The 20367-nt window shown below is 59.6% G+C and carries 20 protein-coding genes and 1 pseudogene; 10 read left to right on the forward strand and 11 right to left on the reverse strand.

Annotated elements, in window-relative coordinates; genetic code table 11:
• Positions 1 to 52 precede the first annotated feature (52 nt).
• Both SB772_RS25090 and SB772_RS25095 read right to left on the reverse strand, forming a co-directional pair.
• Complete coding sequence (locus tag SB772_RS25090; RefSeq protein WP_410835893.1) at positions 53 to 814, reverse strand: SDR family oxidoreductase; 762 nt, start codon at positions 812 to 814, stop codon at positions 53 to 55.
• A 157-nt stretch (positions 815 to 971) separates the two neighbouring features.
• The gene (locus SB772_RS25095) at positions 972 to 1262 is read right to left on the reverse strand and encodes a DUF1330 domain-containing protein (protein WP_410835894.1); all 291 of its coding nucleotides are present in this window, start codon (positions 1260 to 1262) and stop codon (positions 972 to 974) included.
• A gap of 259 nt (positions 1263 to 1521) precedes the next feature.
• Here SB772_RS25095 and SB772_RS25100 point away from each other — a divergent pair, with 259 nt between their 5' ends.
• The 5 genes and pseudogenes from SB772_RS25100 to SB772_RS25120 all read left to right on the forward strand — a co-directional run bounded on the left by SB772_RS25100 (position 1522) and on the right by SB772_RS25120 (position 7575).
• Complete coding sequence (locus tag SB772_RS25100) at positions 1522 to 2532, forward strand: LysR family transcriptional regulator (protein WP_410835895.1); 1011 nt, start codon at positions 1522 to 1524, stop codon at positions 2530 to 2532.
• 203 nt (positions 2533 to 2735) lie between these two features.
• Positions 2736 to 3405, forward strand: a pseudogene (locus tag SB772_RS25105) (peroxiredoxin-like family protein).
• A gap of 264 nt (positions 3406 to 3669) precedes the next feature.
• Positions 3670 to 4308 carry a glutathione S-transferase family protein gene (locus SB772_RS25110; protein ID WP_410835896.1) on the forward strand — a complete coding sequence of 213 codons (639 nt, stop codon included), beginning with the start codon at positions 3670 to 3672 and terminating at the stop codon, positions 4306 to 4308.
• Between the two features lie 207 nt (positions 4309 to 4515).
• Positions 4516 to 5577, forward strand: coding sequence for a D-2-hydroxyacid dehydrogenase family protein (locus SB772_RS25115; protein WP_410835897.1), 1062 nt, complete (start codon positions 4516 to 4518; stop codon positions 5575 to 5577).
• 198 nt (positions 5578 to 5775) lie between these two features.
• Positions 5776 to 7575 carry an FAD-dependent oxidoreductase gene (locus tag SB772_RS25120; RefSeq protein ID WP_410835898.1) on the forward strand — a complete coding sequence of 600 codons (1800 nt, stop codon included), beginning with the start codon at positions 5776 to 5778 and terminating at the stop codon, positions 7573 to 7575.
• A 60-nt stretch (positions 7576 to 7635) separates the two neighbouring features.
• Here SB772_RS25120 and SB772_RS25125 read toward each other — a convergent pair whose 3' ends face one another.
• On the reverse strand, positions 7636 to 8115 hold the full coding sequence (locus SB772_RS25125) for a DUF417 family protein (protein ID WP_410835986.1): 480 nt from the start codon (positions 8113 to 8115) through the stop codon (positions 7636 to 7638).
• A gap of 231 nt (positions 8116 to 8346) precedes the next feature.
• Entirely contained in the window at positions 8347 to 8586 is a 240-nt protein-coding gene (locus SB772_RS25130; protein ID WP_410835899.1) for a hypothetical protein, read from the reverse strand.
• A gap of 174 nt (positions 8587 to 8760) precedes the next feature.
• Between SB772_RS25130 and SB772_RS25135 the strand changes: the two genes are divergently transcribed.
• Positions 8761 to 9678 (forward strand): LysR family transcriptional regulator, encoded by a 918-nt coding sequence (locus SB772_RS25135; RefSeq protein ID WP_410835900.1) that lies wholly within the window; start codon positions 8761 to 8763, stop codon positions 9676 to 9678.
• Between the two features lie 515 nt (positions 9679 to 10193).
• Here the strand turns inward: SB772_RS25135 and SB772_RS25140 are convergent.
• From SB772_RS25140 to SB772_RS25170, 7 genes are all read right to left on the reverse strand, one after another.
• Positions 10194 to 11309 carry an alkene reductase gene (locus SB772_RS25140; RefSeq protein ID WP_410835901.1) on the reverse strand — a complete coding sequence of 372 codons (1116 nt, stop codon included), beginning with the start codon at positions 11307 to 11309 and terminating at the stop codon, positions 10194 to 10196.
• Between the two features lie 278 nt (positions 11310 to 11587).
• Complete coding sequence (locus SB772_RS25145) at positions 11588 to 12379, reverse strand: TauD/TfdA dioxygenase family protein (protein WP_410835902.1); 792 nt, start codon at positions 12377 to 12379, stop codon at positions 11588 to 11590.
• A gap of 188 nt (positions 12380 to 12567) precedes the next feature.
• Positions 12568 to 13140 (reverse strand): carboxymuconolactone decarboxylase family protein, encoded by a 573-nt coding sequence (locus SB772_RS25150; RefSeq protein ID WP_410835903.1) that lies wholly within the window; start codon positions 13138 to 13140, stop codon positions 12568 to 12570.
• A gap of 411 nt (positions 13141 to 13551) precedes the next feature.
• Positions 13552 to 14508: an AEC family transporter gene (locus SB772_RS25155; protein ID WP_410835904.1), complete on the reverse strand. Its 957-nt coding sequence runs from the start codon at positions 14506 to 14508 to the stop codon at positions 13552 to 13554.
• Positions 14509 to 14534: 26 nt separating this feature from the next.
• Positions 14535 to 15449, reverse strand: coding sequence for an alpha/beta fold hydrolase (locus tag SB772_RS25160; protein ID WP_410835905.1), 915 nt, complete (start codon positions 15447 to 15449; stop codon positions 14535 to 14537).
• A 2-nt stretch (positions 15450 to 15451) separates the two neighbouring features.
• Positions 15452 to 15781, reverse strand: coding sequence for a DUF4148 domain-containing protein (locus SB772_RS25165; RefSeq protein WP_410835906.1), 330 nt, complete (start codon positions 15779 to 15781; stop codon positions 15452 to 15454).
• Positions 15782 to 16036: 255 nt separating this feature from the next.
• The gene (locus SB772_RS25170) at positions 16037 to 16993 is read right to left on the reverse strand and encodes a LysR family transcriptional regulator (protein WP_410835907.1); all 957 of its coding nucleotides are present in this window, start codon (positions 16991 to 16993) and stop codon (positions 16037 to 16039) included.
• A gap of 227 nt (positions 16994 to 17220) precedes the next feature.
• Here SB772_RS25170 and SB772_RS25175 point away from each other — a divergent pair, with 227 nt between their 5' ends.
• The 4 genes from SB772_RS25175 (at position 17221) to SB772_RS25190 (ending at position 20343) form a co-directional block, all read left to right on the forward strand.
• Entirely contained in the window at positions 17221 to 17787 is a 567-nt protein-coding gene (locus SB772_RS25175; RefSeq protein WP_410835908.1) for a carboxymuconolactone decarboxylase family protein, read from the forward strand.
• Between the two features lie 43 nt (positions 17788 to 17830).
• The gene (locus SB772_RS25180) at positions 17831 to 18373 is read left to right on the forward strand and encodes a 2,4'-dihydroxyacetophenone dioxygenase family protein (protein WP_410835909.1); all 543 of its coding nucleotides are present in this window, start codon (positions 17831 to 17833) and stop codon (positions 18371 to 18373) included.
• Positions 18374 to 18497: 124 nt separating this feature from the next.
• Complete coding sequence (locus tag SB772_RS25185; protein WP_410835910.1) at positions 18498 to 19313, forward strand: alpha/beta fold hydrolase; 816 nt, start codon at positions 18498 to 18500, stop codon at positions 19311 to 19313.
• 253 nt (positions 19314 to 19566) lie between these two features.
• Entirely contained in the window at positions 19567 to 20343 is a 777-nt protein-coding gene (locus tag SB772_RS25190; RefSeq protein ID WP_410835911.1) for an enoyl-CoA hydratase/isomerase family protein, read from the forward strand.
• The last annotated feature ends 24 nt before the right edge of the window (positions 20344 to 20367 follow it).

The raw sequence follows: 20367 nt of genomic DNA on the forward strand, positions 1-20367 counted from the left end.
TGCGCTGGCCGGCGATTACCGCCCAATCCAGTCACAATGCCCGGTGCTGCGGCTAGCTGCCCGGCCGCGTCTTTGCGGCGGGCCATCCACCGGAGAAGTCGACTATGGCGCCGGTTAGAAATCGAGATCCCGTCGACGCGAGGTAGCGGATAAGGTCGCCGATTTCGTCCGGTTGCCCCAATCGTCCCAAGGGAACCTCTGATTTAATGTAGTCTCTGCCGGCCTCGTTATCAATGAATACTGCTCGAGGGTAATAGGCTTCGCTATAAAGAAAATTGGGCGCCACCGCATTTACTGCAATGTTCAACGGCGCCAGTTCAACCGCGAACGATCGAACGAGTGCGTTCGCTGCCGCTCTCGCGGCATCTGGTATCGCACCGCCGTACATGGGGAGGCGCGTTCGACATGATGTGATCATGACGATGTTGCCTCCGCCTTGCCTCTGGAAGTAAGGGGTAGCGGCTTTCACGACACCAAACGGCCCAATTACGAGCTTTTCAAGCGTTTGTCTCAGGTCGTCAAGCGATGCTTCTGGCGAGGGACGATGTATCGCTGGAAAATGGTCGTTGCTGACTATCGCGTCGATACTACCGGCAGTGTCCCAAGCTGCGCTGACGAGCTCGTCTGGTGTTCCCGCGCGAATCAACTCCGCGCTGGGGTGGCCAGACGAAAAACTTGCCCACGCTTCTTTGTCCTCAAACGTGTCATCGTGAACGAGGACCCGAAAGTTGGCCTCTGCGAGCGCATTCACTGCGGGCGGTCCGGCATAGTCGGAGGCATTCGTTACCAGCGCGACGTTACGACTCTCTTCCATGGTGGACTCCAAAGCAAGTGAGAGACGGTTGACATTCGCTATCCCACCCAGTTGCGTAAATGGTAGCGACCCTGTTCTTCGGCCGGAAGCCCACCCGACCTTTGGGAGTCGGCAAGGAGCAGACTACGGGCAGCGCACGCTTTAAGGCGCCGGCGAATTACTCGGCACCTTCGATGATAAAAACGCGGTACTCGGCTCCAGCATGCCGATGCTTTGCTGCTTCCTGATAGGCCGGGCTGTCGTACCAGCGCCTCGCTTCTTCGATCGTCGGAAACCGAAGGACGGCGGCACCTTCCATCGTCGGCCCTTCGAGCACCTCGTGCTTTCCATATAGCACCAGAAACGACACGTTGTGACCTTCGGCGGCGCCTGACGCCTCCTGCGCATACGTATCAAGTTCTGCCTGATTTGTCGTTCTTTCCCGGGTGAATACGACATAAGCTGTCATGGCTTAATACTCCTAGTATTACCGGGGTTTCACGAAAGTGCTCGAGGTCGACGATACCTCGGTGCGCACGGTCGCGTCGGCTGAACGATCTCGCTGCAGCGGCAAACCAACGCTCAGCGTCTGGTCACGCGCCGCCACGCGACGTCAAGCAACCTGTCCGCCCCTATGTGTTGGTGGAATAACTGATATCTACAGTTTGCCAATAGTCAAGATCCAACCATGATCGTACAGTCGAATCCAGCAATCGAAGGAAATTGTCATGGACAGACTAAACGCGATGCAGGTTTTCACGAAGATCGTGGATCTGAATAGCTTCTCGAGAGCGGCGGAAGCGCTCGACCTGCCGAATGCGTCGGTCTCGACCACGATTCGGGCACTTGAGTCCCACCTCAAGGTGCGGTTGCTCAACCGAACAACCCGACGCATCAGTCTGACGCCCGACGGTGCCGCCTATTACGAACGCTGCATCCGGATTCTCGCGGACGTCGAAGCAGCCGAGAATTCGCTGATCACCACCGGCAACACCCCCACCGGTAAATTGCGCGTGGACATGTCTGGCTCGCTGGGCCGTTCGATCGTGGTGCCCGCTCTTCCTGACTTTCAGGCGCGATATCCTGGCATCGAACTCGTGCTCGGCCTTGGAGACAAGGATGTGGATCTCGTTGGGGAAGGTGTCGATTGCGTCGTTCGAATCGGCGAGCTTCCCGACTCGTCACTCGTCGCGCGCCGGCTCGGTTCGCTCGAAATGGTCACCGTTGCCAGCCCGAGCTACCTGCGCCAGCAGGGTACGCCGTCCAATATTCGCGATCTCGACAAGCATATTGCCGTCAATTACGTTTCGAGCAGAACCCGAAGTTTCATCAGTATGCATTTCGTGGTTGAGGGCAAGCGCACCGAGGTGAGGATGCGATCCAGTCTCGCGACCAATGAAGCCGACGCGTATGTTGGTTGCGCGGCCATGGGGCTCGGGATCATTCAGATCCCTTTGTTTCTTGCACATTCGCGTCTCGCACAAGGGGATCTCGTCGAGATTCTTCCGGATTCGCGCCCCGCACCGCTGCCCATATCCGTGGTCTATCCCCACCATCGACACCAGTCGCCGCAAGTCCGTGCCTTCGTCGAGTGGATTGCCGAACGCTTCGAACAAAGCCCGCTGTTCAATCGCCACGACGCTGCACCTGCCCCTTGCATATCGACGGGCGATCGGGTCGAGCCGAATTCCGGCAAAGCGGAAACGGTAGACGCGCGCATCAAGGAAGCGATCGTCTGACCTTTTGATTCGAAGGCATGACTCGCACCCTTCACATCACAAAGCGCCATTCGCCGGGTAGCCATGCTTGCCGAGAATGGGAGTTATTCATCCTGGCGACCTACCCGCGCGACGCGAGTTCCCGGAAGATCCTATCCCAGGACGAGCCAACGCTTCGCCTACCCAGATTCGATATCCACGATCCAACCAACCAGCGACTTATCATGTCACTCCAGGACAAGCTCGACGCATTCAAGGCCGACTTCAAGGCAGGCAAGCCGCCGTACAACGCACCGCCCGAAATCCATCCGATCATGGAACGCGCGACCGAGGAACTCATCGCCAGCGGGCTGGCTATCCGCGCCGTCAAGGCGGGCGACCGCGCACCGCAATTCCGCCTGCAGGACCAGGACGGCAACACGGTGTCCTCTGCCGAGCTGCTTGCCACGGGACCGCTTATCGTCACGTTCTACCGCGGCGTCTGGTGTCCGTACTGTAACCCTCGAACTGCAGGCGATGAACGAAGTCCTGCCCCAGATTCAGGCACTCGGTTCCAACGTGATCGCCGTCTCGCCGCAGACCGCCGTCAACAGCCGCAAGTCCGTACGCACCAACGAGTTGCGCTTCCCCGTACTGAGCGACGTGAGGAACGAAACCGCCGCCGCGTTTGGCCTGCGTTTCAATCTGCCCGACTATCTGGTCGACTTGTACAAGATGCTCAAGAACGATCTGCCGTCGTTCAACGGCGATCCGAGCTGGACGCTGCCGATGCCGGCACGCTATGTCATTGGCCAGGACGGCGTCGTGCTGTACTCCGAAATCAATCCCGACTACACGCATCGGCCCGACCCGTCGGACATGCTGCCGGTCCTCAGGAAGGCTGTCAGCGTCTGACCCAGCACTTGCCTTGGCTTGCGCTGAGAAGCAGTGGTTTAACTACGGTCAAGCTAGTGACAAGCCGATGATGCGCGCGGCGTCACGCTCGCGGAAGACGCTGCAAGTACGTAACATTCATTCCCGCCAGGCATACAGTGCTCGGCGCTGCCGCGGTGCCCGATTCCCCTCTGCAATTATAGTTATGCGTCCGCGAACTCTACCTCCATCCCAGCGTTGCAAGCATGATCTGGCGATCAGTTACCCTTACCTTGCTAAACAATCGTGATCGAAATCTATGCATTTTCTACCCCCAACAGCGTCCGTGTTCCGGTTGCCCTGGAAGAGATGGGCATCGCATACGAACTGAAACCCGTCAACGTCCGCAAAGGCGAGCAGAAGGACGCGAGCTTCCTGTCGCTCAACGCAAACGGCAAGGTTCCGGTACTCGTTGACCCTGAAGGTCCCGATGGAGATCGCTTCGTCTTGACCGAGTCGACCGCCATCCTGATCTATCTTGCGGAGAAGTCGGGAAAGCTGCTCCCGGCCAAGGGCTGCACTCGCGCCCGGGTGTTTGAGCAGCTTTCGTTTCAAATCTCCGGAATTGGTCCGGCGTTTGGCCAGTTAGGCTATTTTCTCAAGCAGGCACCCGAGCCCGTACCGTCGGCCGTCGCTCGCTTCAGCGCAGAAGCACAACGCGTGATGAAGGTGTTTGACGGTGTTTTGGCGCGTTCTGAGTTTGCGGCTGGGGATGAATTCACAATCGCCGACGTCTCTCACTTCGGTTGGTTGTGGAGACGGCAGTTTGCGGACATCGAATTGCAGGCGTTCCCTAACGTACGAAGATGGTATGACGCCGTTGCAGCGCGCCCAGCCGTGGAGAAGGCCGTTGCACGGGTCACCGCGCTGGTGCCTACGGCGTAACCGTTCTCGGTACCAGGTTCTGTTTGCATGTATGGCGCGCGGGATTAACCCGCGCCTTTTTACGTCCGGTGCGGCAGCGCTCACAACCTCGCTGCCCGATGTCCCGATATCGGGACACGAACAGCACATCTGAGCTTGACCCGCTAGCCCCCTCTTTGTCACACATGTCAAAAATGACATCATTGTCAAACACCCTTTTGGAGCAAGTTGAACAGGAGTGCTTCTGCAAAAGTAAAGCAGACCGGCTCCTACCCGATTACACCGCCCCGTTTCAATCTTGCAAGCAAAACAGGAGTGAGCAACATGAACACGAATTCCCACGTCAAGGTAGCCATACTCGACGACTATCAAAACGTATCGCTGAGCCTCGCGGACTGGTCACAGCTGGATGGACGTGCAAGCATCAGTGTGTTCAATGATCACGTCGACGATCCCGACGCCGTGATCAATCGGTTGAAGCCATTCGACGTCGTATGTGTGATGCGCGAGCGCACGCCGTTACCGCGCGCGATCCTCGAGAAACTACCGAACCTCAAGCTCATTGCTTCAACCGGCCTCGCGAATGCATCGATCGACGAGGACGCTGCCGCCGCTCTGGGTATCGCCGTTCTCCACACGGGCTATTCGTCCACCCCGACAATCGAATTTACGTGGGCGCTGATCCTGTCGATGGCACGAAACATTCCGCAAGAAAATCAGTCTCTGCGTAACGGCGGATGGCAGCTCTTAGTAGGCGAGGAACTGGCAGGTAAGACACTTGGCCTGTTGGGCCTGGGGCGAGTCGGATCCGCGGTCGGCCTGATCGGCCGGGCCTTCGGCATGAAGGTCGTTGCATGGAGTCAGAATCTCACACCAGCGGTCGCCGCGGAACACGGCGTTCAGTACGTCACGAAAGACGAGTTGTTTTCGACGTCCGATTTCCTGTCCATTCACGTCCGACTCAGTCCTCGCACTCATCATCTCGTCGGCGCCCCCGAGTTCGCGAAGATGAAGCCGACGAGCCGGCTGATCAACACCTCCCGAGGTGCGATAGTCGACGGCGCCGCACTCCTCGAAACACTCAGGACAAACCGGATTGCCGGCGCAGGGCTGGACGTATACGACGTCGAGCCGCTTGAAAACCCACACCCGCTGCGCGAACTTTCCAATGTACTCGCCACGCCACATATCGGCTATGTGTCTAAGGAGTTGTACCGAACGTTCTACGGCGACACGGTCAAAAACATCGTTCACTGGCTGGACGAAGCCGGTCGAACAGCGCAGTTCTAGCTGTTATAGGTCGGAAGCTTATCGGGCCGATCGTTCCCCTTCGTTCAAGCTGCTCCACTTTCGAGTTCATCGTGGTCGATGGCCCGCCTTCCGAGCCTGGCGCCTGGCCGCGCTTCCTGGCTTCGCGCACCTGGAAGAAAATCCAGGGGTAAGATAACTACCTCTGGTTGGCCAGGACCCGCCGCGACGCGGACCACCATGAATAGCGACTCCGATTTGACCGGCGGTGCATCACCTCGCAATGATGCTGTCGTTTCGAGCGGATTCTCGGGTGACTTGAGAAACGAGGATCCCAGCGTACGGGGAAACGCTCGGTACTATCAACTGTATCCCACGCTAACGGATGCAGAAATCGACAGAATGCGGCGCTTCGGAACGCTACGTCACTGTTCCGCAGGCGACTACCTGTACCGCGCAGGAAGCGTGAGTCCCGGCATGTTCGTGTTCCTGTCGGGGACGGTACGCGTAATCGGCCGCGATGGACTGGGGCGCGAGCGCGTGGTACGCGCAAACATGCAGCGCGGTGAATTCAGTTCCGACATCGGCCAGTTGTCCGGCAAGCCCGCCCTGGTCGACGCATGTGTGATCGAGGATGTCGAAGCGCTCGTGCTTCCTGCGGAAGGTCTGCGGGCATTGATGGTGGCCGAGGCTGAACTCGGTGAACGGCTCACGCGCGCCCTGATCCTGCGGCGCGTAGCCGCCATCGAACGCGGCGACGGGCCCGTCCTCGTTGGCGCAAGTGACAATCCTCGACTCGTGTCGCTGCGCAATTTCCTGCGACGAAACGGCCATCCGCATGTCGCACTCGATGCCCAGCAGGATGCGGAAGCCATCGCGCTGATCGAACGGCTCGCTCCGAAGCTCGACGATTTTCCTCTGGTGATATGTCCCAACGGCGCGTTGCTGCGCAATCCCGATGAACTGCAACTGGCCTCGTGCCTCGGATTGCTGCCTGAGTTCGACCCTGCGCATGTCTACGATCTTGTCATTGTCGGCGCCGGTCCCGCCGGGCTTGCAGCGGCCGTATATGCAGCATCCGAAGGCCTTTCCGTGGCCGCACTGGATTGCCGGGCGCCAGGTGGCCAGGCCGGCACCAGCTCACGCATCGAAAACTATCTGGGCTTTCCCACCGGCATTTCCGGCCAGGCGCTGGCCGGGCGCGCCTTCCATCAGGCCCAGAAGTTCGGGGCCCATATCGGGATTCCATGTGAAGTCAAAGCGCTGCATTGCAGCAGGCATCCCCTCTCCGTCGAACTCGCCGACAACCGTAGCATCATGACGCGCTCCGTCGTCATCGCCAGCGGCGCTGAATACCGACGGCCACCTTTCGATGGACTCGAGCGATTCGAAGGCCGTGGGGTCTACTATTGGGCGTCGCCAATCGAGGCGAGACTGTGCCGCAATGAGCCTGTACTGCTGGTTGGCGGCGGCAATTCGGCCGGCCAGGCTGCGGTATTTCTCGCCTCGCACGCCGCGCATGTCCATCTGTTCATCCGCGCCGCCAGCCTCGACCAGAGCATGTCGCGCTACCTGATCGAACGCGTCACGTCGTTGCCAAACGTGACCCTTCATCCACGCGTAGAAATTATCGCGCTCGAAGGCAGCGAGCGGCTCGAACAGGTTCGCTATCGCTGTCGCATCCGGGATACCGAAGCAACGATTCAGTCAGGTCACCTTTTCCTGTTTACCGGTGCTGATCCCAATACGGACTGGCTTCGTTCATGCGGCGTTTCGCTAGACCGCAAGGGGTTTGTCCTGACTGGAACCGATATCGACGATGGGGGCATCCAATCGCTTCCGCTGCAAACCAGCGTCGATGGCGTATTCGCAATCGGTGACGCTCGCGCCGGCTCGGTCAAACGGGTCGCAGCAGCTGTAGGCGAAGGTGCGGCCGTTGTGGCACAAATCCACCGGTTTCTCAGCGCTGAGCAGTCAGTTTCGACAGCGGCTGCAACGGGTGCTTCGCTCGCATCCTCGTCATCATGTCCCGGCTCCTGATCTTGCCCTGCGGGAATGACTGCGGACATACCGCCACGCTTGAAAACCACGCCTACAGCATCACGACATTTGCCGACGCGGCGCCAGCGAGGCCAGAAGCAGTGTGAGGCACGCAGCGAGCAACGCGACATCCTTGATCAGGAACTGCTCCACCAGGGTGGAGATGATCGGGAAACCAGTCGGGCTGTGCAATGTGATGCCAGGCGTGCTGAAAACGAACGAAGTCGTCAGCGCGAATGTGGCGCTGGCCAACGCCGCTCCCAGCGCAGAAACAACCGGAACGACCGAACCAATCACCAACGCTGCCGCGGTCAGCAGTTCGATGGCCCCGACAATCTTCGCTTCTCCGCGTACGCCGAATACACCCAGCCAGCTCATGAGCGGACTGTGTGAAATCAACGGCGCGATCGCATCGGCCGCGTAGGGGGTGAACTTCTGGATGCCAAACCAGATGAAGATGAACACCATCGTCCACCTCAGCAACGCAAGATGCCAATAGGCGCCACCGCTCTTTTCTGCAACGTGGAAATCAAGTTTCATGGCTTTCACTCTCAATTCGTAAACACTGCGATGCACGCGCCAAAGATATCGATCAGCAGAGGCCACGCGCTACGTCGCAAACGGCACCGCCTATGCGTGCCTTCTCCATTGCCCGTTTCAACAAACGCGCGGACGCCGGGCAAAAAAACGTCCGCGTATGATGTCTTTAGCGCACCGGCGGAAAATCCAGATCGGTGTCGTTGATGCGGTTGAACGTGTTGGTGAACACCGTCAGCGCGACGGCCAGCGTGATCTCCACCAGTTGCGAATCGTCTCCACTTCCTGCTTGCTCAGCGTGCCCGTGCCCAGCACGCCCTCGGCGTTCAGCACCGATCTCAGCACCTGCGGCGCCAGCGCCCCCAGCGCAACAAACAGGTTCGGTACCCTGCCGGCAGCCTTCTTGACCTCGGCAAAGACTTCTGCGGTCGCGCCAGTTGCAGACTCAGCAGATGAAACATTGATACGGCTCACGGTGATACCCCTTTGTCAGGTGGGTGAGGAGTCACCACTTTAAGCGTCGCATGTGATCTTGATCAGTCTCTCCAGGATCAATAAAATGCTCCTTCGTATCATCGCGTGTCGCGCCCACCTGATTTGACATTGAGCCACGGGTGCTTCTACTATTCGCCCAGCCAGGAGGATGCAGTGGACCGGTTAACAGCGATGGAAACCTTTGTATGCGTGGTGGAGTCGGGTTCATTTTCGGCCGCTGCGCGACTATTGAAGGTAGGGCAGCCGGCCGTATCCAAGACCATCGCACTGCTCGAAGAACGACTCTCGGTGCGTCTGTTGCTGCGCTCGACGCGCGGTTTAATGCCAACCGAGGCGGGTCAGGCATTTTACGGGCGGGCAAAACGTGCGATCGAAGAGGCAGAAGAAGCGGAGCTCGCTGCCCGCGGAGCTGGCACCAATCTCAAGGGACGCCTGCGCGTGTGCGCCCCCGTTACGTTTGCCCGGCTACACATCGTGCCTGCCATCGGACAGTTTCTCGAAGCACATCCTGATCTCAACGTCGACATGGTTCTCGACGATCGCAATGTCGATCTGCTCGAAGAAGGCATCGACATCGCATTGCGCATGGGACGACTCGAGGACTCGAGCATGACCGCACGCAAGATCGGTGAAGTCCCACGTCTTGTGGTGGGCACGCCGGCCTACTTCAAACGCGCCGGAATCCCCGCTTCCCCGGCGGACCTGTCTTCCCATCAGGCAATCGTATATAACCAGCGAGGTGGCGGCGGCACGTGGACTTTTCGACGCGAAAGCTCGGAAGTTGCCGTCGTCGTATCCGGACGCGTTGCCACTACCGCGGCTGAAGGAATCCGAGCGGCGGTTCTCGCCGATCTCGGTTTAGCCGTGGTATCCGAATGGATGTTTTCCCCGGAACTGAAAACCGGCGAGGTCTGCTCGGTGCTCAACGACTGGCGCCTGCCTCCCATCGAACTTTGGGCCGTGTTCCCGGGCGGCCGCTTGGTCAGCGCCAAAACACGCGCACTCCTCAACTTCCTCGCAGATATCCTGGACTTCCGCATGGATCCCGTAGACACGGGCGATCACCCATAAGGGTGCGCAACTTCACCGCGGGCTCGCCGTTGGCAGCGACGGACCAAACGATTTGTCAGCCTCGCCATCTATACGTTTGTATAGAGCAATTACGCAAAGGAAGACAGACCGTAACCGACCGTACAATGGTTTTCCCACTGCGCAAAGACTAGTCTTCAGCCAACGCGTGCGGCGCAGACATCACTTAAGCGGGGAACCAGCCATTTGCTTGCGAACGTGGGAAGTGCTGCAAGATCTATGCTGCCGCGCCCTGTTGCCGAAGCAATCGCGTGAAGCGACGCACTCCTCACCCTCTGCAACGCAGCACTGATCTCCCAATCATAGGCAGAGCCGATTGCAATCGGGAGTAGTTTGCGGTTGATACGCCGAAACAACGGGACCCCTAGCAACCCCTCCAACAGCTATTCCGGCGATGCATAAGCGCTCGCAGCGGGCCGGCCTACGTTTGCTCGATGCACTCAAAGGGCGATGGAGTCGACAACCGCGCCGCCCTGCTCGCGTCCCGACGAATTCAATCAGGCCACGACATCTTCAACCAGCGACTTGTAGTCGGTATAACCGCGGGCGTCACCACCGTAAAACGTTTCGCGATCGTATCGGTTGAGCGGCGCACCGCTACGCAGCCGTTCCGGCAGATCGGGGTTGGCGATGAACATCCGGCCGAAGGCTACAAGATCCGCGTGACCATCGACAATAATCTGCTCGGCATTCTCACGCGTGAAGCCACCCGCGGCGATGATCGTGCCTTTGTAGAGCCGGCGAATGTCCTTCGAGGAAACGTCGGAATCGCTCGTCTCCTTCTCCACGATGCCTCGAATGCGAGGCTCAATTACATGCAGGTAGGCGAGATCATACTGATTCAGTCGTTCTGCCACGTAACCGAACGTCGCATGCGGGTTGCTGTCGGACATCGTGCCGTACGTACCGCTCGGCGAAAGACGGACCGCCACGCGTCCCGGACCCCAGACGGAAACGACCGCGTCCAGCGTATCGAAGAGGAAGCGAGCGCGATTTTCGATCGGGCCGCCGTACACGTCGTCGCGATGGTTCGTCCCATCGAGCAGAAACTGTTCGAACAGGTAACCATTGGCGGCGTGAAGCTCAACGCCGTCAAATCCGGCCTGCTTCGCAAGCACCGCACCGCGACGGAATTGCTCGACAATGCCCGGAATCTCACTAGTTTCGAGCGCGCGGGGAACGGGCAGTTCCGCCTCGGCAATCTGGCCGTTCTCGTCGCGAATGGCGGCGTGCTCGAGCGAGCGCAATGCGGACGGCGCAACGGGCGTGACGCCGTCGGTATTGGCCGGATGCGCCTGACGTCCTGCATGCCACATTTGCAGGAATATACGAGCGCCCTTGGCATGGACGGCGTCGATCACCCGCTTCCAGCCCTTAACGTGTTCCTCCGTATAAATCCCGGGCGCCTCAACGTATGCAATGCCGAGCTGGGCTACGGCCGTTGCGTCGGTAATCAACAGGCCGCCGTCCGTCGCACGTTGCGTGTAGTACTCGACCATGAGGTCACCCGGGACGTTGTCCGGCTCAGTCCGCATTCTCGTGAGCGGCGCGAGCACAACACGGTGTTGCAGATGGAAATGTCCGACTTTGGTACGACTGAAAAGCTTGCTCATGATGTCATCCTCAAAGGGGTATTGGGTGACGGTATGGTGGCGGCAAACGCCACCAGACAGTAGAGGCTACTGAGCAATAGTTGTAATTCCTGAACGGAATGGGGACACAGCGACTGGACGCAATTCCTGCACGGACGGAACGAGCCAAAAGCTGACGGCGAACGGCGAACTGTAGGGACGTATCGAAGCGCGCGGCGGCCCGAAGATCGCGCCCACGCCGTAAAGAATCCAGAACACCTTGCTTCACGAATCTCCCGGCGATTCATCGCGCCGTTCTATCACCGCTCTGACGCGTCGGCAAGTCTGTAGCCTTCTTTCCAGTACACACCGTCTGCCTGTATCGTCGTTCGATCGAGGATACGATGCTGATCCATGGAGATCGGCGTAGCACGATGAGCAACCCTAAAGTTGTCGGCGATGACGACATCGCCTTCGAGCCAGTGATGCACGTAAGAAGCACCTGCACGAGAGAGGTGATCGTTCAGATCGTGCCGCAATGCCATGAACTCTTGGTTCGTATAGCCAACGATGCCGCTAGTAAGGCCGACATTGAAGTACAGCGACGGGTCGCGGGTGGCGGGATGGCGGAAGACGAGCGGGTGTTCTACTCCGTTTCTATGGAGCGTGATGAGGTCATCGATTGAGGTCTTCCGGTCGTCTGGAAGGGTCCTGTACGCTTCCCGCAGATCTGTAAATAGAGTCTCGCCGCCATCGGCCGGTCGTGCAACCAGATGCCAGATCGAAATCGGCGTCGCCTGTGCGCGGAACGAGCCGTCGGAATGCCAGTAGCGGCCAACGTTTGTGTGGCCATTGGAGGGACGGCTAGCCACGCGGAAAATTTGAGGTAAATCCGCCAACTGACCTTCGCCGGTGGGAGACGTCTCGAGCGCTCCAAAGACCTCTGACATCCTGACCTGATCAACGGGCGAGAGCTCCTGATTCCGGATGGCCAGCAAGCCATACTCGAGAAGCGCCGCGCGCAAGAGATCGGTATCCCTTTGCGTCAACGAGGCCAGATCGACCTCTTCAACCCGCGCGCCAAAGCTCGTATGCATCGCGCCGATCTTCATCACTTCCTCCGATTGTGGCAGCCGTGCCAGATCTCTCCCGCTGAAAAGTCCGCCTTAAGTGCCTCGACGCGTCCAGTCAAGGAAGCGACTCGCATTCGCAAGAGCGGTTCGCGTGGGAGAGACGCTCCCGGCTGATGTGGTGCGGGGAACGTCCAACATCGACCATTCCCCGGTTTCGTTCATGCAGATCAGGCCGCCGCGCCCGCGTCGACCGGTTTCGTCCATTCGTTGCCTTTCATGAACGGATCGTATTGGGTATGAACAATGTGATTCGTGTAGTTGCTCATGACCTTCGTTGCCACGCCGAGGATAACTTCGAGCACGTTTTGCCGCGTGTATCCGGCGGCAAGGAGCGCGTCGACATCGGCGTCGGACGCGAACCCGCGTTCGCGAACGACGGTCGTCGCGAAACGGTGCAGCGCTTCAAGCTTCGCGTCAGGCAAAGGATTGCCTTCGCGTAGCGCCGCGATGACGCCGGCGTCCATCTTGATCATCTTCGCGAGAGCAGAATGGCCGGCCATGCAGTAATGACAGTTGTTCTCGAAGTTCGATGTCAGATAGACGACCTGCTGCTCGTGCGGCGTCAGCGTGCTTTTCGAAAAGAGGTCCCACAGTGCCGAGTAGCCTGCAAGCAACTCCGGAGACTCGGCCATGTGCGACTGCAGATTCGGCACGAAGCCGAAGATCTTTTTTGCGTCTTCCAGGCCCGGTTTTGAGGCGGCCGAGGCTGTTTCGATCGTGTACGAGTTGAAGGTGCTCATCGTCTGCTGAATGAAGTGATGATGAGCAGATGCTACGCGAGGCACCAATGCCGCAGAAGACAGCGTCGCGGCATAACGTTCATTCCTGGCATGCATAGGTCGAACGCGCCCGGTGGCGTCCGATTCGTCCAAGGGTCCGATCTCCGGAGCACGGGGTGTTCCGCATGCGCGAGAGCGTCGCTGGCGGGCACCGGTAGAATTCGGACCGGAAGCAAAGCTTCGTTGCGAAAAGGCAAGGACATGGGCAAACTCTCCGCACTCAGGGCATTCGTGGAAGGCTCGGGCAATAGATTTCATTCCCCGGCGGAATATCTACGCGTTCGCCGAAGGGCGATTTTTCATGGGGAGCGTCATCGTTCGCGTTATCGCGTCACACAGACTTGCTTTTTCAAGCGCGACGACTGCGCCGCGCTACAGGTGTCCCAGCAAGACGATGGTGCCGCTCAGCGTCACGGCGGATAGCAGGCTTGAAGCGACAAGCGTCGTTCCCGCAGACGCATCGCTGACACCGTACGACAAGCCGAAAAGAATGCCGAAAGAACCGCACGGAATCGCCGCGAGCAGGATCGCCTGTCCGGCGATAGCTTTCGGCACGCCTAGCAGGCTGACGAGCACCAACGCAATCAGCGGTTGCACAACGTTACTCAACAAAACGCCGAAACCCGCCTGCGCGTCGAGCCTGAACGGCTGCGCCGCAAGCACAAGCCCGGTCGAGAACAACGCCAGACCAGCCGTCGTGCTACCAATGATATTGAGCGATTGGGATAGTAAATCCGGCAACGTCCACCCGCAGACCGACGCGAGCACACCTGCAATCGGAGCAAGTACGACCGGTTTGAAGAACGTGTTGCGCAATGCCTTGGCGAACAATTCATCGGTTCCCCGAGACTCGTCCGACGAAGCGGGCGCCGCAGGACACGCACGTTCGAGCAGAATGAGCGCGGCGGGCGACATGACGACCGCCGCCGCCGTTACGGCGATTGCAACCGTGAGGTCGCTTTCGGGGCCATACACCGCACGCAGTAACGGCAGGCCCACCGACGCGAAATTCGGCATGCCGATCGTGACGGCCCTCACGGCGGCGTGGGCAAGATCCGATTTGAACACCAGGCGCGAAACCAGCAACGAGGCGAAATAGGGCACCAGCATCACGCCGACCAGCACTGCGATCAGCACGGCATGTTGCGCAAGACTCGCCCGTTGCATCTTCGCGGTGTAAAGAAAAAGCGCGAATGGCAGCGCATAGTCGACGAGCATCGCATTGATCGACGACAGCGGCAGCGCGCCCTTTTTGATTCTCCCGGCGAAATATCCCGCTCCCATCGAGAACAGGAATGGGATCAACGCACTTGCGATTTCGGAAGTCATGATGGTTTCCCTGTGTGCAGGCCTGACTAAGCGTCGCGAACACGCCATGGCTGGCCGTGCTCGCGACGGATTGGCTTCAGCCTTTCCAGTCCTTGAGAAAGTCGAAGCTGATTGACGATTTCCGGCTGTTCTTCATGCGGCAAATGGCCGGCACGCGGAATGGCGTGCGTGACGACGTCGCGCGCCATGCCTTTCCACACGCCCGGCATGTCGAACATCTTGCCTACCGCATAGAACTCCGCGCCCCACAGGGCGAGCGTCGGGGCTTGGATCAGCACATCGGCGTCTACTTTGTCGTGAGCGACATCGACCGCGTTGGCACGGTAGTCCGCCATTGCACCCCGCACGGCACCCGGTGCTTCATATGCGCGAACGTAGGTCTCGAAAGCTTCGCCCGAGATCGTGTGCGGGTTGTAGGACCAGTCGGAGAACAAGTGTCGCAGCCATGCACGCTCGTTGCCCGCGATAAGCGTCTCCGGCAGATCGGGAACCTGATGGAACAGGAAGAACCAATATGCGCGCGCGATCTGTGCGTTGATTGACTGGGCGACGATGCGCGTCGGCACGTTGTCCATGACGACGAGGCGATCGACCGCCTCCGGATGGTCCTTCGCAAAGCGCGTCGCGACCCGCGCACCGCGATCGTGGCTCACGAGCGCAATACGCTCGATCGACAGTTCGCGCAAGAGGGCGCGCAGATCGTTCGCCATCGTGCGCTTATCGTAGCCGTCCGCGGGCTTTTCCGTTTCGCCATAGCCCCGCAGGTCCGGTGCGATCACGCGGTAATGTTGCGCGAGCACGGGGATCTGATGCCGCCATGCGTAATGCGTTTCCGGAAAGCCGTGCAGCAGGACGACAGGGGCGCCTTCGCCCGCCTCGACAAAGTGCTGGCGAATGCCGTTCGCTGTGATCGTGTGATGGGTGACTTCCAAATTGCTCATGATCAGCTCCCGAAATAGATCGAGTGAAAACCGGGGACCTCTTGTGGAGGTGCGGTGCGGCCGCCGGATGAAGACGAGCCGGACGTCGCCGGGCCAGAGCCGCTGTTGGCTGCACCACTCGCCTGCGACGCGTTGCGCGCTGCGACACGCTGTTCCGCCGCGAGCAGTTCAGACGGATACGTGGCGTCGGACGTCGTGCCGCGATATCCCGCCTGTTGCAGTTCGAGTTGCTCTGCCCGTACCTGCGCGCGCGTGACGCCGGATTGAGCGAAGACTGCGACAGGAAGAGCCGTCGTGGCCGTGAGCAGTGAAGCAATAAGGATGCGTTTCATGATCGATTCTCCAATAAGGGATCCGGTCAGCGCGTTCAATGGGGTGAACGTCTACCGGTTGGGAATCAGTCTATCGAGCGGCAGCCGCGCAATTAAGCCGGTGGCGCAGATAAAGATTTTTGATGGCGCTGCACGGAATCCGCATGCGCGCCTTTTTGAGTGGCGGCCGCGGGCAGTGTCAGGCGCCAGGGCCTCGGCAGCCGCAAACCGGGGTCGAGAAAGCCATCCGCGTTGCGTGGCCCGTGCGTGGAGGCTTCAGGTCTGCAGCGAATCCGCGCGGGCCAGCGCCTCGATGCGCTCGATTGCATTATTCAAGGACGACGAGAGCGTCGAGCGCAGGTGCTCGAGCAGCGTGCGGACCTTGGCATCGAGATAGCGGCGCGAGGGGTAGACCGCGAACACGGTGAACGGCCTGAGGCGATAGTGCGGGAGCACGCGCACGAGCTTTCCGTCGACAAGGTCGTCGACGGCGGTGTACGTCGCAAGTGTGCCAATGCCAGCCCCCTGCAGCAGGGCTGCCCGCATCACATCGGGGACATTGACTTGAAGCGGCGACTTCGGAATCTTCCAGATCTGAGCGTCCGCTTCGCTTTCGATATGCCATTCGTCGGGCGGCGACACGGGCGATTCGAGCATCAGCAACGTGTGGGCGCTTAGTTCGTCGCGCGTGCGTGGCGTGCCGTGCCGTTTCAAATAGTCCGGCGAGGCCACCATGACTGCGTACGCCGCGCCGAGCGGCTGCGCAACATACACGGAATCGGGAAGCTCCGTAGCGGAGATCAGCGAAAGGTCATACCCCTCCTCGACCAGATTGGGCATGCTTTGTTCGATCTTCAGTTCGATGAAGACATCGGGGTAGGCGTTCCGATAACTGGTCAGCGCCGCGGCCACCATGCTCTGCGCAAGGCCTGGCGCGCAATGCATCCGCAATCTGCCTGCTGGCGATACGCCTGCACTGCGAGCCTCGTCGGTTGCCGAGTCGATCGCTGCGAGAATCGCTTTGGCGCGCTCGTAGAAGCGTCCACCGGGTTCGGTGACAGAGAGGTGTCGCGTCGTGCGATGCAGCACGACGGTCTGCAACTGTTGCTCCAGCGCCGTGACTGCACGCGAAACCTGCGCAGCCGTCACGTTGTTCTCTTTCGCGACGGCGGTGAAGGAACCGGTTTCGACCACGCGGACGAATATCCGCATACTGCTGACGATATCTGCCATTCTGTTCCCGGACGGTGTGAGCACCCATTTTTCTCCGGAGCGCTGGCTCGGAGCCAACCTTTCTCAATGTGCTGCCGCATCCTGGCGCAGTCTGACATCAAGCGTGGCGGGGGCGTTAAACGTTTTATGCCTGCCTGGAATGGATGTTATGTGTATCGAGGGTCTTCTGCCAGCGTGACGTCGCGCGCATCATCTGGATACCACGAATTTCCCGTTTGGAGCAGATCATGAGCACGTTCCCGTCGTACACGATTGAGACCGCACCGGCCGCTTCGAAACCCGCCCTGGAAGACGCGAAAAAGACCTTTGGCTTTGTGCCGAATCTCCAGTCTCACATGGCCGAATCGCCTGAGCTCCTTGCCGGCTACTCCGCCCTCTGGGACCTCTTTGCCAAGAGTACGCTTACCCCGCATGAGCAGCAGGTCGTCTACCTGACCTCGAACTTCGAAAACAATTGCCATTACTGTATGGCCGGCCATTCGGCACTTGCCCGGATGATCAAGATGGATCCCGCTGTCATCGCCGCGCTACGCGATGGAGAGCCTCTGCCTGATCCGAAGCTTGAAGCCCTGCATCGCTTCACGACGATTGTCGTGCGCGAACGCGGCTTTGCTTCTGAGCCGGATGTCGAGGCATTTCTCGCCGCCGGCTTCACACGCCAGAACGTGCTTGAAGTGATACTCGGAGTTGCCACGAAGGTCATGAGCAACTATACGAACCACATCGTACATACGCAGTACGACCCGTTCATGAAGGGCAACGAGTGGACGAAGCCGGTAAAGTCCGCCGCCTGACCCGTGCGCTCGGCGCGCCGATATCTTCTGGAGGTCTCGTAACATGACCAGCACAACTGCAAGAAAGCCTGATGAGCGTGCTATCCCTTATCAGTTGCCTCAACCCCCTGACATGTCACCCGACATCGTGCATTTGGGCATACTCGACAAATGGCTGGAGGACGATAACCTTTGGGTGCCGATGACGCCGACTGTTTCGTTCAAGCCGCTGCTTCTCAGCGCCAGCCAAGGCTACTACGTCAATCTTCTCAGAGTGCGTCAGTCCGGCGTGCTCTCGCGCCACCGCCATACCGGGCCTGTACACGCGATCGTTCTGAGAGGCAGATGGTATTACCTCGAGCACGACTGGGTTGCGCAGCAGGGTGGCTACGCACACGAGCCAGCAGGCGAGACGCACACCTTGTACGTGCCCGAGGACGTAACAGAGATGATCACGTGGTTCCACGTCACGGGCGGGTACACCTACGTCGATCCTCAAGGCACAGCAGTGGGATACGAAGATGTGTTCACGAAAATCGAAGCGGCTCGCAGGCATTACGAAGAGATCCGCCTCGGCGCCGACTACGTAAAGCAGTTCATTCGCTAAGCGTATTCGTTATGTGCGAGTTTTCGGATGCCGCGAAAGCACGAACGAAGATGTGCCCCATGCGCGGCGGAGGCCGTGCACCTCGATCGCCCGACACTACGGGCTGCAACGGAGGATTTTCACCATGGAACGAAGAACTGTTGACGTGGCTGGCGTACCGGTCAGCTACCTGAGCGCCGGTGACCCGGCAGGATCCGTCCTGTTGTTGCTGCACGGCACCTATTGGAGCCGGGTATGGCAGCCCGTGCTAGACGACCTGGCCGCCGCCGGATTGCGCCCCATCGCGGTGGATTTCCCTGGCTCCGGCCGCTCGGGTGGCGAGCTGACCATTGCGGATGCCTCGATTCCCGCTTTGGCGGATTGGCTGCCGCGCTTCCTGGATGCGCTCGGTATCGTGGGACCGGTGGGCGTCGCAGGGCACGACATTGGCGGGGGCATTGCGCAGCAGGTGCTGGTCGACGGGAAGATAGAGGTCAGCAAGCTTGCGCTCGTGAATGCAGTGATGTTCGATTCGTGGCCGGTGCCCGGCGTTGCCCGGTTCCGCGATCCGGCGGTGGCCGCTGCGACGACGACGGAGGATATCCTTGCTGCCCGTCGCAAGTCAGTCCTCACGGCACTGGCGAGGCCAACAACGGAAAGCGAAGTAGCCGAGTATCTCGAACCCTGGACGGACCCGCGCGTTGCACGGTCGTGGCTCGCCTTGGCCGGTGCGGCGGACAATCGCTACACGATGGAGCTGTTACCGCGCCTTCGCGCGTCGCAGACACCAAAGCTGCTCGTCTGGGGCGAAGACGACGGCTTCCAGCGCGTCGAGCACGCGGAGCGCTTCGCCAAAGAGATCCCGAACACGCAGCTTGTCCGGATTCCGAAGGCGGGCCACATCCCCATGGAAAATGATGCAGTTGCAGTGGCTCGCGCGTTGGCAGGGTTCTTCGTCTGACGCAGAGCAGCAGGCAGGAGCGGTTGTCGCTCGTCAGTTCTTTCCCAGCTCGCGGACAGGACTCATGCAAGGTTCGGCGAGGTACTTGCCAGCCCGGCGTCCGCTCAATTGCATGCGTGTTTCGAAAGCGGGCCCGCGATCCCTCGTGTTACTGCAAGGGGCGCGGTGAGAAGCCCTTCCACAGTATCTAGTGAAGTCGGCCCGCTGCAGACTGGCAGAGCTAATTCAGTCCGTTCGGACATAGGAGAGCATCATGCAAGCGAATCAGGATAACTATTTCACTGCCTACCGCAACCTGAAGTTGACGCGGGATGAGGACGGCGTGCTGGTCGTGCAATTCCATAGCGATGGAGGTCCGCTCACTTTCACGGCAGAGGCCCACACGGAGGTTGTCGATGCGTTCTACCGGATTTCACAGGATCGGGCGAACAAGATCGTCATCCTCACAGGTGCAGGCGGTGACTTCATGACCGGGGTTGACTGGGCGTCTTTCAAAGACGTCTCCGATCCCGACGTTTGGAGCCAGATCCATGACGAAGGCGTTCAGGTCCTGGAGAACATTGCCAATATACGCGTGCCAGTCATCGCGGCCATCGAGGGGCGTGCCCATATTCACTCGGAGTATATTCTGCTGGCCAACGTTATTGTGGCGGCAGAGGGCGCAACCTTTCACGACATGGGCCATTATGCTGCGGGTGTCGTGCCTGGCGACGGTATCTTCACCACCTGGAGCTATCGCGCGGGCGCGGGACGGGCGGAAACTTTCCTGCTCAACGCGCAGCCGATTACGTCGGCGGTCGCCCGCGAGTGGGGAGTGGTTGCCGAGGTCGTGCCAGACGGCAAGGCGCTTGGCCGCGCACAGGAATTGGCGAGGCAGTATTTGAAAGCGCCCGAAGTAGCACGTCGCAACACGCGCATCCACTTTATTTGGCCCCTGAAGCAACGCATCCTGCAGGAAGTCGGCTACGGATTGTCGCTCGAAGGTGCCTCCGCAGCCGCCCTTGTGAAATCAATGCAGGCGAAGAACTGACCGCTACGAGTCGCTCCTCTCAGA

Origin of the sequence: Paraburkholderia sp. SIMBA_030, assembly GCF_046535245.1 — a bacterium.
Classification (GTDB): Bacteria; Pseudomonadota; Gammaproteobacteria; order Burkholderiales; family Burkholderiaceae; genus Paraburkholderia.